At 54.7% G+C, this 15,006-nt stretch carries 1 protein-coding gene; it reads right to left on the bottom strand.

Translation table 11 applies throughout. From position 1 onward, the window contains the following. Positions 1-330: 330 nt before the first annotated feature. The gene (locus tag ACYVF1_RS21200) at positions 331-14,964 is read right to left on the bottom strand and encodes a putative Ig domain-containing protein (protein WP_461082586.1); all 14,634 of its coding nucleotides are present in this window, start codon (positions 14,962-14,964) and stop codon (positions 331-333) included. Positions 14,965-15,006: the final 42 nt, after the last annotated feature.

Below are 15,006 nucleotides of genomic sequence, written 5' to 3'. Positions count from 1 at the left end.
GGCCTTAAGACATGACAAAACTAGTATTACGAAGGCTTCTGCATTAATCCGTTTTAGGCATTCTTTTGCTCTTTTTAAGCATCTGGATACAAAAAGGATTAGGCTTTCTCCATCTGTATCGGTATGGGTGAAAAGCAACCAGCTAAGTCGTTCTACAATCCATATAGGATACAGTGTTGGGACATGCTAACCAGCTCGCTGGTCACTCGTCAATACGTCAGCAGGTTCGGTTATTAATTGGAAATTCCTGCCTCCTTCTGCTCAAAATCCAGGCTTTCGCCTAAATGACTTTGTTTCGGAGGAGACAGGAATCTATTTTTTAACGATTTCTTAACGAATGATCACTTTCAATTGCTGGCTTTGCTGATTCGCTTGCACCTTCAGAATGAGTACGCCCGATTGACCGCGGATCGGCAAACTGACGATATCTGACTGACCCGCTTCGACAATTTGCTGTTTTCCAACTAGTTGCCCTTGCTGATTTATCAGACTCAGATCGACTTTCTGCCCTGCCACGTCGCTCACCTGTACCCGCACCCAATCACCTTCGACTGGATTACCCAGCACGCGCACCTGCATCACTTTCTTCGATTCGTCAACCCCCTGACGGGCGGCAGTTATACATGCCGCCAGCCAGTTGTAGTCATAACTGGCACTGGCGCTGCCCTGCTGTGCCCGCAGCCGAAGCACTGTATTGTCGGTGTACAACTCCAGCCGGTAAGGACCGCTCGCCGTAGTGGGTAGCAACTCGTTCACGATCGAAAAACTAATCGGCTCACCCGTTACCCCACTGTATTGGGGCATCAACCGAATCGCCCGGCGGTTGGCACCGATCGACTCACAACTCACCACCTGGGCACCCGTGATGGCGAAGCCAGCCGGTGTTGGGGGCACCACCACCGTCGTACTGGCCGGTTGCACGGTGATCAGAAACGATGTGCTCACACTCAGCCCCTGCGGATCGGTGGCCGTTACCGTCACCGTGCTCACGCCCGACATACTCGGCACTCCGCCAATCTGAGTCGGTGGCGAGAAACTCAACCCCGCCGGCAATCCGCTCACCGTCAGCACTAGACTTTGGGGTGACTCGTTATCAGTGAAGGTCAACTGCGGAATGCTGTAACCAAAGCCTTCGCCCACGCGCGCCACCTGATCGGTAAGCGGCTGATTCACTCGCGGAGGAGTGTTGGGCTGCGGGTTACTGCAACTCGCCAGCCAGTCGTAGCGGAACGAAGCCTCACCCGCACTACCGGCCTGGCTGGCTTTGAGCACAATCGTCGGATTGTCATTGTAAAGCTGCAATGAATACGGACCGGGGGCTGTGGTAGGAGCCAGTTCGTTGACCACCTGGAAAGTGATGGTTTGTCCATTAAGCCCCACGTACTGCGGAGTAAAGCTGATGGTGTAGCGGTTGTTGGCGACCTGCGTACAGGTGATCGGACTCACCCCGGTGATGGCGAAGCTACCCGTGGCGGTAGCCGAAGCGGGTTGCACCGTGAAACCAAAACTCGTCGAAGCGGTAAGTCCACCCGGATCAGTAGCCGTCAACGTGACGGTTGATGTACCCGTCTGAGAAGGCGTACCCGACAACGTAGTGCCCGTCAGCATCAGGCCCATTGGCAACCCGCTGGCTGTCAGCGTAAGACCATTGGGCGTCTGAGCATCGGTGAAGGTAGACGCCAGATTGAGGCTGTAGGATTGCTGAACAAGAGCCACCTGATTCGCTACCGGATTAACCAACGCAGGCGGGGTATTGGCGGCATTTTGATCCACAACCGTCAGTCGGAAACTGGCGCTCACGCTCAGTCCCTGTGGATCGGTGGCCGTCACGGTCACTGTATTCACGCCTGTCATGCTGGGTACGCCCCCAATCTGAGTCGGTGGACTGAAACTCAACCCCGCCGGCAGTCCACTCACGCTCAGCACCAGACTTTGGGGTGACTCGTTGTCAGTGAATGTAAATTGAGGAATCGTATACCCAAAGCCCTCGCCTACGCGCGCCACCTGATCGGTTAGCGGCTGATTGACGCGTGGCGGGGTGTTGGGTTGCGGGTTACTGCAACTCGCCAGCCAGTTATAGGTGTAGGATACCTCTCCCGCCGTACCAGTCTGTTGCGCTTTCAGGATAACGGGCGAATTATCAGTGTAGAACTGGAGGGTGTAGGGGCCCGGTGCCGTGGTGGGCACCATTTCGTTGAGCACCGAGAAGCTGACGGGCTGCCCGTTGAGTCCGCTGTACTGGGGTGTGAAGCTGACCACGTAGCGGTTGGCGGCAATCTGCTGACAGTTGTTGGTCGTAACGCCCGTAATGGCAAACGGACCGGTTGGCTGGTTGATCTGGAAAACCGTGACCGAAGCCTGAGCAGAGCAGTTGCCAACGAAACCAGTAACCGAATAAGGCCCTGCGCTATTGACAACGATGGCGTTACCATTCGCCCCAGTCGACCATTGATACGTAGTCGCACCGCTCGCCGTAAGTGTCGTATTTTGTCCAGTTGCAATAGTAAGCGACGGATTAGCCGAGATCGCTACTACAGGTGATGTATTATCCTGAAATACCTGCGCCGAAGCAATGACTGTACACCCGTTGGTCCCCGTTAAGGTCACTGAATACGTACCAGCCGTACTCACACTAATGCTAGCGGTAGTCGCTCCGGTGCTCCACCGATACGTCCCTGCCCCAACGACACTCAAACTCATGGTTGGATTAGCACAGGTTAACGTAGCGCTGGATGGATTGATACTCACCATCGGCAGATTACTATCCTGAGTAACCTGAGCCGTAGCTGTAGCCGTGCAGCCATTGCTACCCGTCAACGTAACCGAGTAGGTACCGGCGGACGTAGCACTAATCACTGACGTAGTAGCTCCGGTGCTCCACCGATACGTACCAACTCCAACCGCACTCAGACTCACCGACGAACTGGCGCAAGTCAACGTAGCACTGGATGGATTGATACTCACCGTAGGCAGATTGCTATCCTGGAAGACCTCTATTGACGCGCTGGCCGTACAGCCATTGCTACCCGTCAACGTAACCGAATAAATACCGGTGGACGTAGCGCTGATTGAAGGGGTAACAGCTCCCGTATTCCAGCGATACGTACCACTGCTTACCGCACTTAGGCTCACGACTGGATTGGCACAAGTTAATGTAGCACTGGTCGGCGTTCCGATCGATGGTCTAATCGTAACCGTAGGCTGGCTATTGTCCTGGAATACCTGCGCCGAAGCGATGGCCGTACACCCGTTGGCACCTGTCAGCGTTACCGAGTAGGTGTTGGCCGTACTTACCGAAATGACCGGCGTAGTGGCTCCATTGCTCCAGCGATACGTGCCTGCCCCTTGAGCGGATAGGCTAACGGTAGGTGTTGCGCAACTCAACGTAGCGCTGATCGGATTAATAGTCACTACAGGCAGCGAATTATCCAGAACAACCTGAGCTAAAGCCGTAGCTGAACAACCATTGGCCGCCGTCACCGTGACGGAGTAAGCAGCCGCCGACGTAGCACTGATGACGGATGTTGTTGCTCCGGTATTCCAGCGATACGTTCCCGTTCCAACTGCGGTCAAACTGGCTGTTGGCGTAGCACAGGTTAACGTCGCTGAAGTTGGATTAATACCAACAGCAGGTGCCAATTGATCCGCCACTACAGCAATACCCGTACTGGCTGTACAGCCGTTGGTAGCCGTTAAGGTAACCGAATACGTGCCCGCCGACGTAACGCTGATGACCGACGTAGTGGTCCCCGTACTCCAACGTAGCGAACCATTACCCACAGCACTCAGACTCAAGGTCGGTGTGGCACAGGTCAACGTAGCGCCAGTCGGCGTTCCGATGCTCGGATTGATGCTCACCGAAGGCACACTGTTGTCCTGGAAGATCTGAACCGACGTAGTAACCGTACATCCGTTGGCCGACGTAACCGTGACCGAATACGTACCCGAAGCTGTTACGCTACGTACCGCGCTGGTCGAGTTATCATCCCAGCGATACGTTCCCCCACCGGTAGCCGTTAGACTGATGCTCGTTGTCGTACAACTCAATGTAGTGCTGGCTGGCGAAAGGATTCTGGCCAAAGGCACGCTGTTATCCTGAACCACCTGAGCCTGAGCCGTTGCCGTGCAACCATTAGCCGCGGTCAACGTAACCGAATACGTACCAATAGCAGAAACCGAAATACCTGGCGTGGTGGCCCCCGTATTCCAACGTAGCGAACCGCTGCCTACCACACTCAAACTCACCGTTGGCGTAGCACAGGTTAACGTAGCGCTCACCGGACTGATACTGATTGAAGGCGGAGTCTGGTCGGCGCTTATGCCGATGGATGCCGTGCTGGAACAACCGTTTGCCCCTGTTAAGGTAACCGAATACGTGCCACCAGCCGTCACACTAATCGAGGACGTAACCGCGCTGGTACTCCACAAGTACGTTCCTGTACCTATTGCACTCAGACTTATGGTCGGCGTGGCGCAGGTCAACGTAGCGCCGGTCGGTGTTCCGATGGATGGTGTGATGCTCACCGAAGGCACACTGTTATCCTGAGTGATAGTCGTGCTGGCGATAGCCGTACAGCCAACCGCCGAGGTGACCGTGACCGAATACGTACCGCTGCTGCTCACCGGACGCACCGCACTGGCCGAATTGTCATCCCAGCGATACATAGCGCCACCCGTGGCCGTCAGCGATAGGGTCGGATTGCTACAGGTCAACGTAGCACCGGTCGCCGGGGTAAGAATGCCAGCTAGTGGTAGGCTGTTTATTGTTACGTTGGTGGTGGCTGTGGTCGTCTGACTGCTGTTGGTTACCCGCAACGTAACGGTTTGAAGCCCTGAACCCGATGCGGTCAGACTCTGACTAAAGGTGGTATTGGCACTCAAGCCCGTTGTGGAGCTGGTTCCATTCGTCAAGGTATACGTATAATTGCCGGTTACGTTGCCCACCGTCGCGGTAAAAGTAACTGGACTGCCTACGCAGACAGAAGTAGACGTTGCGGCAAACCCAGTAATTGTCGGCGTTGCCGCATTGATAGTGAGGGTATACGTAGCACTGGTTCCCAAACAACCCTGTGCATCGAGGGCGCTGACGGTGAGGGAGAAAATACCCGTCTGGGTTGGCGTCCCGCTCAACACACCTGTGGCGGCCAGCGTCAGACCTGCGGGCAACGTAGCCCCATTAGCCAAGCTGAAGCTGTAGGGAGCCGCACCACCCGATGCGCCAAACATGCCGGTGAACAAGCTGCCCTGGGTGGCGGTCGTGGTCGTCGGATTGCTCACCGTGACCGTAGCGGTCGTGGTGGTAACGGTCGTACTGGTGGTGCTCACGCAGCCGCTGGCACTGGCCCCTCTCACCGAATACGTACCCGGTGTGGTGACCGTTCGGGTGTTGCCCGAGCCTGTCAGCAGCGTCCCACCAGCACTCGTGAAGGTGTAAGAGTCAGCGCCCGTCGCCGTTAGAGTGACCGCACTCAGCGTGCAGCTCAGGGGGCCGTTGTTGGTCAGCGCCACCGTAGGAGCGGCCGTACCCGTGACGCTGACGGTAGCCGTGCTGCTGCAACTGCTGCCACTACTGATGACCACCGTGAAGGTCTGCACCCCTGAAGTAGTCAACGTGGTCGATACGTTCTGCGTAGTAGTGCTGCTCAGCGTAGCGCCTGGCGGAACGAGCCAGTTGTAGGTGTAGCCACTGCCTCCATTGGCGCTCAGACTCACCACACCACCGATACAGACCGCAGGCTGGCTGGCCGACACCTGAGCTACGAAGTCGTCACTACCAAAGCCCGTGCTGCAGAAGGTCCCAAAGTCTCCTCCTCTTGGTAACCCTGAATTAATTGAAAAATCAATTGTACGTCCGCCCCCACAGAGCGACGTCAGCGAGGCTGGAAAGCAGCCCGTCAACTGGTTGTTACGTAAATAAAGTACCTGCAAATTGATCAGATTACCCAGACTAGCCGGGATGCTGCCCCCGAGTTGATTACTACGTAGATCGAGTTTCTGCAAATTGGTCAGATTACCCAGTTCAACCGGGATGTTTCCCTCTAGCCGATTGCTGCTTAAGTTAAGTTCCTGCAAATTGGTCAGGCTACCCAGACTAGCCGGGATGCTGCCCCCCAGCCGATTGCTATTTAAATAAAGTTTCTGCAAATTGGTCAGATTACCCAGACTAGTCGGGATGTTGCCTCCCAGCTGATTGTTGCTTAGAATCAGTGTCTGCAAATTGGTCAGACCGCCCAGTTCAACCGGGATGTTTCCCGTCAGCTGATTGCCATTTAAATAAAGTACTTGCAAATTAGCTAGACTACCTAGTTCAACTGGGATGCTGCCCCCCAGCTGATTGTCATTTAAATAAAGTACCTGCAAATTGGTCAGACTCCCCAGACTAGCCGGGATGCCCCCCGTCAACTGATTGTTACTCAGAAAAAGTCGCTGCAAATTGGTCAGACTACCTAGTTCAACCGGGATGTTGCCCGTCAGTTGATTGCTACTTAGAACAAGTCGCTGCAAATTGGTCAGACTCCCCAGTTCAACTGGGATGCCGCCCGTCAAGGCGTTAGCATCTAGCTCAAGCCTCACCAAAGCGGTCAGGTTACTTAGTCCCGCCGGAATGATCCCGCTCAACCCAGGGTTACCGTTGATCTGAAGCACCTGTAGGCCCGTGAGCGCACTCAGACTTGCGGGCAGGTTGCCCACCAGGTTGTTGTTGTATAACACAATCTGGCTTACCCGCCCGTTTCGGCAGGCCAGGCCAAACCAGGGTTGCCCCCCGTTACCTGTGCAGGGGTCACAACCGCTGAGCCAGCCGGTCTTGTTAGTCCAGTTAGCTCCGTTTGTAGCATTATACAAATCCACCAACGGCTGATAGTCAGGGCTGTTGGTGACCGTCACAGTTGTTGTCGCCTGAGCCCTTTGTCCGTTCACGCTCACAATCAGCGTAAAGCTCTGGCTGCCCGAACCAGCCGCCGTCAGACTCTGACTGAAAGCCATACTGGACGTAGTACTGGCTATCGACGTACTACTGCCGTTGGTGAGCGTGTAGTTGTAGGAGCCCGTTACGTTGCCCACCGTTGCCGTAAAGGTGATAGGGCTACCCACACAGACGGGAGTAACCGTAGCCGCCAACCCGGCAATAGTTGGCGTTGCCGCATTGACCGTGAGGGTATAGGGAGCACTGGTCCCTGAACAGCCCTGTGCATCAAGGGCGCTGACGGTGAGGGAGAAAATACCGGTCTGGGTCGGTGTTCCGCTCAACGCACCCGTCGCAGCCAGCGTCAGACCCGTTGGCAACGTACCGCTGGCCAAACTGAAACTGTAGGGAGCCGTACCACCCGATGCGCCAAACATGCCGCTGAACAAGCTGCCCTGCGTGGCGGTAGTAGTAGTCGGATTGGTGACGGTCAGTCCAGGGTTTGGAGCCGCCTGGTACTCATAAGCCCCCATGTCGATCGTACCGCCAAACACGCGTGTATTGCCGGCCAGATCGTTGCCGGGGCCGTTGTAAGCTGTGGGGCTACCCGTATTGATAGCTGGGGCACAGCCGTTGAGTTGGGTAGACGTAGCGGAAATGAACGGAGAAATCGTAGTAGTCAGGTTATTTGAACCGGTATAATCCGTCTCGGAAGCCTCGAACAAACTATAACTGGCCGAAACAGAACCCGAAATTGTATTGGCTCCCCCATTTCCGAACAGCACGCAGTTCACCAAAACCGGGCTGCTGTTCTGGTTGTTCATGGCTCCACCATCATTCCCCGTGTTAGCCTGAAACGAGCAGTTCGTCAGAACCGGATTGCTGCTGCTATTGTAGATGGCTCCCCCACCAATAAGCCCGCCTGAGTTGGTTTGAAACGAGCAGTTTGTCAGCGATGGATTGCTATTGTCATTGTTGATTCCTCCACCGTAAAAGCCACCCGAATTGTCCTGAAACAGGCAGTTGATCAAAGTCGGATTGCTGGTATTGAAATTATTCATCCCTCCGCCAAACGAATCGCTCTGATTATTCAGGAACGAGCATCTGGTCAGCGTTGGGCTGCTGTTATCGTTATTCATTCCACCGCCGACCGAAGCCGTATTGGTCTGAAAAATGCAATTATTGAGCACGGGACTGCTGCTGGTGTTGTACATACCACCCCCTTCGCTGGCGGTATTGCCCTGAAATACGCAGTTGGTTATGCTCGGACTACTCCCCGAGTTGTACATCCCTCCGCCATAATCACCGCCATTACCACCCGTAATGGTAAAACCATCCAGAACAGCCGTCGCATTGAGTCCATTTCCGTCATTGCTGATGACGTGAAAGCTATTGTCACTGTTGTCGTCAGGCGTACCAATGTCTCCGCTCAGTAACGTAGTAAACGTAGTGGGGTTGCGTTCCGCCAGGGCGGGACTGCCCGTATTCGCAAATCCGCCGTAAATAGCCACTCCATTCTTCATCGAGAAGCTCACAGACTGGTCCGAATTGGCATCGCCACCGGGCTTATACGTACCAGCCGCTACCCACACCTGGGTCACACCCACCAGATCGATTTGGCTTTGCAGATCCGCCGATGCATTGGCCCAGCTATTCCCGTTGCCCGTACCGGCTCCCCCCTGCTTCACGTAACGAATGGGTGAAAACGCATCCTGTACCGTCAGCCTGTACGTAACACTGGTTCCTGAACAACCCAGCGCGTCAAAGGCGCTGACGGTGAGGGTGAAAACACCCGTTTGAGTAGGCGTCCCACTCAACACATCGGTAGTGCTTAGCGTCAGACCCGGGGGCAACGTAGCACCATTAGCCAGACTGAAGCTGTAGGGAGACACTCCACCGGATGCCGTGAAGGTTTGGCTGAAAGGCGTCCCCGCTGTAGCCGAAGTGATCGAGGGATTGGTGACGGTCAGTCCAGGGTTTGGGGTAGCCTGGTACTCATAAGCGCCCATGTCCACGGTGCCATTGTTGTAGCGCCGTGGATTACCCGCCAGATCGGTGGTGATCCCATTCAGACCAGTAGCGGAGTTGCTGCCAGTATTGATGGCCGGGGCGCATCCGTTGAGCTGGGTGGATGTGGTTGAAGCAAAGGGCGATATCCTGGTGCGCAGGTTGTTGCCCTGGTCGGTGAAGTTAGTCACCGATTCATCGAGGAGGCTGTAGCTGACCCGCATGCTGCCACCGAATGTTTTGACCCCTCCGTTGTTGAAGAGCACGCAGTTGGTCAGGATAGGACTACCGTTAACAGTAAACACCCCCCCGCCACTGGAAGAAGAGGTATTGGCCTGAAAACTACAGTTGGTCAGGCTGGGATTGCCGCCCTCAGTATACATCCCCCCGCCGTTGTTAGAAGCCGTATTGGCCTGGAAGCTACAGTTAGTCACACTGGGACTGCCGTTATCATTGTATACCCCCCCACCCAGGCCAGAAGCGGTATTGGCCTGGAAACTACAGTTGATCAGGCTAGGACTACCGCCACTATTGTACATTCCTCCGCCATTGGTAGCGGTGTTGACCTGGAAGCTACAGTTGGTCAGGCGGGGACTGCTGCCATTACCATCGTATACTCCCCCGCCATTGGAAGCGGAGTTTGTCAGGAAGCTGCAATTAGTCAGGATTGGACTGCTACTGAACATATTGTACATCCCTCCGCCAGCAGGAGCCGAATTGGCCAGGAAGCTACAGTTGCTCACATTGGGATTGCTGCTGGTATAATTGTGCATGCCCCCGCCAAAGGTAGCGGAATTGGCCAGGAAGCTGCAGTTACGTACCGTTGGGCTGCTCGACACGTTGAGCATGCCCCCACCACCATCGGCATTACCAGTCCCATTGGCGTTACCGCCCGTAATAACAAAGCCATCCAGCACCGCCGTGTTGTCGATGCCCGTCTGAGCGTTGTTGATCACGTGGTAGCTATTGTCGGCTCTACTGCTGAGATCTCCGATTTCCCCACTCAACGTAGTGCTACTGGGTTGACCCGTTACCGGATTAATCGATGGACGCTGACTAAGAACGGTTTCGTTACCGACAAAACCACCATAGATTATTACCCCGTTCTTCATCACGAAGCTGATGGTACGGCTAGCTGGCCCGGTTGTCGTGGTGGGCTTATACGTACCAGCCGCTACCCACACCTGCGTTACGCCTGCCAGATTAATCTGACTTTGCAGATCGGCCGAGGCATTGGTCCAGCTACTACCGCTGCCCGTACCGGCTCCGCCTTGTTTGACGTAACGGATGGGCGAAAAGGGTTCCTGAACCGTCAGCGTATACGTAGCACTCTCCCCAAAACAACCATTGGCATTGGTAGCCCGCACCGCAAGCGTAAAACTACCGAGTGCAGTAGGTGTACCACTCAAAACACCCGTCACAGCGTTCAGCGTCAGACCCGGGGGCAACGTAGCACCATTAGCCAGGCTGAAACTGGCATTCCCCGTGCCACCCGCCGCCGTGAAACTCTGGCTGAAGGCAACGCCAATCGTAGCCGTGGTGACGCTTGGATTCGTCACCGACGGTGGCGTAGGAACAGCATTGATCGGGATGTCGGTCAGATTGCTCTCGCAGGTGGGCGAGCTTGCCAAACGAGCCCGAACCGTATACAACTGACCGGCGGCCAATCCGCTAAACAGACCGCTGGGCTGCCAGGCACCTCCGTTAAGGTTATACTCGACCCCACTCAACCCGGTCACGCTCGCGTTGATCGTACCCGTAACCGTAGCGCAGGTAGGCTGGGTCACGTCAAGACCGATGATAAGGTTGTCTACGATGGTGATAGCGGCTGTTGCCGTTACGTTCGTACAGGTCGACGATACGTAACTGACCGTATAACTGCCCGGCTCACTCTCATTCGGGATAATAGTACCAGCTGCATCAATGCTCAATCCGGCCGGACTACTGGTGAAGGTACCTTGCCCTCCGGTGCTTGTTACGCTGGCCGTATAAGTAGTCGACGCGTTCCGGCAATACGGCCCCGCCGGGTAGCTGATACGTACTGTATTCTGAAGCGAATTAATGGAGATAAGCGATACATTACTCACGCAGCCTGTCTCGCTTCGCGAACGCGCCAAAATATCGTATGACCCGGGTGCCAGACCGCTGAATACGTTACTGGTTTGCCAGGTGGAGCCGTTGTTAATGGAATACTCAAGTGTACCATTGCCCGTAAACGTAACACTGATGGTTCCCGTGGGCGTAGCACAGCTAGGCTGAATGCGACTCAAATTAACAAACTGAGGGGCACCTACAATGGTCATGGCTGCGGTAGCCGTCACCACCGAACACACGGCCGTACTGGTGTAGGTATATGTGATTGTATAGGCACCGGGTGAACTTGCTACCGTACTTACCCGTCCCGTAGCGGCCACAATGGAAAGTCCGGCCGGGCTGCTCGTGTAGACTCCCGAGCCCATTGGGAAATCAGCCGTTATAGTTCCGTCTGGGTCTATTAATTGCGGATTACTTCTATTACAAAACCTTGTTCCGGGATAGGTGATGGTGAGAATCGGCGGTTGAACCACCGTTACGTTCGTAACTGATCGGGCACTCAGCCCGTTATCGCTTACAATCAGCGTAAAGCTCTGGCTACCCGAACCAGCCGCCGTCAGGTTCTGGCTGAAGGCCGTGCTGGACGTAGTACTAGCTATCGACGTACTGCTGCCATTGGTGAGCGTATAGTTATAGCTGCCTGTTACGTTGCCCACCGTGGCCGTGAAGGTAATGGGACTGCCTGCACAGACAGACGTACTCAACGTAGCAAATCCCGTAACAGTTGGTGTCGCCGACGAATTCGTTAGACTAAAATTGATGGTCGGCGACGCACCTCTGGCCGTGGCTGCTACGTTATAAGACCCCGCCGTGGCGTTGGCCGTGACGGACGCAGAAGCCGTATTATTGCCAATACTGGCCGTGACCGATATTGGATTGATACCCGCTCCCGAACCAGGACCCGTATACGTAACTACGCCACCATTTACTGGCTCATTGTTCGCACTGCTCACCGTTGTCCGTAACGGATTGGCAAAGACCGTTCCAGCGGTAGCCGTTTGCGAACTACCACTACTGAGCGCCAGCGTGAAACCTTGCGACTCAAACGAACCAATGTCAGTTGTACTCACCCGGCTAATGCCCCGCTGATCGGTGCTGGGTGCGCCACTGGCCGTACCGGCGTTGATGGCTGGGCTACCTGGCAGCAGGGCGTGGGTTTGGGTTGTGCCTCCGTAGTTGGCTAAGGGAGCCAGTAGCGGATTGCTTACGCTGATAATATTTCCATTGGAACCGTTCGTTAATCCGCCAGATCCGTTGGCTCCGATAAGATTATACGAAGATGATGCCGCAGCCGTACCATCTAAATTAGCATCAGAGTCGCCCGTATTACCGACTAAAATACAGTTCTTTAGGGTCGCATTTACGTCAGGAGCAGAAATTCCGCCCCCAATGCTTGCGCTATTATTCGTAATGGTGCAGTTTATTAAGGTTCCGCCCCCTCGTATCCACAGACCTCCTCCGTACACGGTAGCCGTATTGGCACTAAATGTGCAATTGGTAAATATAGGCGTTGGCGCGCCCGCGTCATTGAAAAAGGCACCACCAGCATTGGCCTGATTACCCGTGAACGTAGTATTCGTAATGGCACAGGAGCCACCGGCCTGAGAAATAGCTCCACCCGTGGCCTGGACTCCCAAACCCCTGTTGTTGACAAACTGACAGTTTGTTACGACTAAATTACCCCCACTCCGTATAGCTCCAGCAATCAAACCGGCCTGGTTATCAACAAACACACAATTGGCGACCGTCAACGATCCGCTGGAAAAGTAAATCGCCCCACCCTGATCAGACGCGCTCCCATTGGCTAGTGTAAAGCCATCGAAGCGGACCGTTCTGTCGGGAATAATGTTGAAAAGCCGGTAGTTACCGCCCGAGTTTCTGCGGATGGTCAGATTGCTGGCACCCGGCCCGATGAAGGTTATGTTTTTATCAATATCAGGCAGTGCACTGGCCAGATTGATCGTACCGCTTACGCCGACCGTAATGGTAAAAGGAGCCGCGCATGTCGTTGCGGCTACCTTGAGCATGGCCTGGCGCAAACTACCGGCTCCGGCATCGTTGGTATTCGTAACCTGTAAGTCTGGCGGGCAGGGTTCTGGATTCACCGTCAACGTATACGCAGCACTCATCCTTGAACAGCCGTTGGCATCGACGGCCCAGACAGCAATCGAAAAACTACCCGTCTGCGTGAGGGATCCGCTCAAACTACCTGTTGTGGACAGACTCAGACTCGTCGGCAACGTACCACTGGCCAGGCTAAAACTATACGGAGACGTACCTCCCGATGCATTAAACGTACCACTGAACGAGTTCCCCTGCGTAGCGACTGTGGTAGCTGGATTGGTGATGGTCAAACCAGCGCTGGGCGCGGCCTGATACTCATAAGCCCCCATGTCGATCGTGCCGCCAAACACCCGCGTGTTGCCCGCCAGATCATTGGCAGGTCCATTGGCGGTGGTATAAGCGGAGCTGCTGCCCGCATTGATGGCTGGGGCACAGCCTTTGAGCTGGTTGGAGGTGGTGGATGTGAAGGGCGAGGTGGGCGTACGGCTGTTGTTGCCTCCGTCGGTGAAGCCTGTTTCAGAAACCTCAATCAGGCTATACAGGAGCGTTATCGTGACATTACTACGAATGGTAGCCAGCGTATTGGCGGCCCCATTGCCAAATAGTACACAGTTCGTCAGCGTACAAGCTCTCTCCGTATAGATAGCCCCCCCGCTAACGAGCGCCGAGTTACCCTGGAAGGAGCCGTTAATCGCGTTGACTACACTGCTGGAATTGCTGTAGATGCCACCCCCGTTAGTGAGTGCCGAGTTAGTTAGGAAAGAGCAGTTGGTCGGGCTGTACGTACTGTTACTATTGTATATCCCTCCGCCACTGTTAGCGGTATTCGTTTGGAAAGAACAGTTGGTCAGGCTGGGATTGCTGCGATCATTGTACACCCCGCCCCCGGCATTAGTAGCGGTATTGCTCAGGAAGGTGCAGTTGGTCAGGATGGCATTGCTGCTGGTTCCGTTATACATTCCTCCGCCAGTGCTGGAAGCGGAATTACTCTGGAAGGCGCAGTTGGTCAGACCAGGATTACTACTATAATTGTACAGCCCTGCGCCATTGCTAGCGGTATTACTCAGGAAGGAGCAGGCAGTCAGGTTGGGACTGCTGCTGGATTCATTGTACATTCCACCGCCATTACCAGAAGCGGAATTGGTCTGGAAGACGCAGTTGGTCAGGCTGGAATTGCTGGTAGCATTGTACATCCCTCCGCCATTACCAGACGTAGTATTACCCTGGAAGAAACAGTTGATCAGACTGGGATTGCTACTGAGATTGTATATTCCCCCTCCCCCATAATCAGAAGCTGAATTGTTGAGGAAGCTACAATTACGAACCGTTGGGCTGGTAAATACATTAATCATGCCGCCACCAGTACCATCGTTACCATTGTCAATATCATTGGCATTGCCCCCCCTGATGACAAAGCCATCCAGAATGGCCGTATTGTCAATGCCCGTCTGGTCGTTGCTAACCACATGAAAGGTATTGTCAGTACTGCCGGAGTTGCCAATTTCACCCGAGAGGGTGCTGCTGGAGGGTTGTCCACTGGTTGGGTTAATCGCCGGGCGTTGATTGAGAGCCGTTTCGTTGCCCGCGAAGCCCCCGTAGATCGTCACCCCATTTCTCATTGAGAAGCTAACAGTTCGGTTAGTATTGGCATTACCCCCCGGCTTGTAGGTACCAGCCGCTACCCACACCTGCTGCACCCCACTGGCGTTAATCATGGCCTGCAAATCGCTACTGGCATTGGCCCAGCTGGTGCCGTTGGCGTTACCACTGGCGGTGGGTTTAACGTAGCGAATGGTCTGAGCCTGGGTCGTCAGGCTTAGCGAGAGCAAGGCAATGACCAGCAGCCATAGTTGCAGACCGCTGGTAGGTTTTTGGAAAAGTAAAGATGAATTCATAAACGCGTTTGGTAAAAAGTTCACGTAGTGATACGTAGCGAC

This window comes from Spirosoma flavus, assembly GCF_054778555.1.
This window is presented reverse-complemented; position numbering and strand designations above follow the sequence as displayed.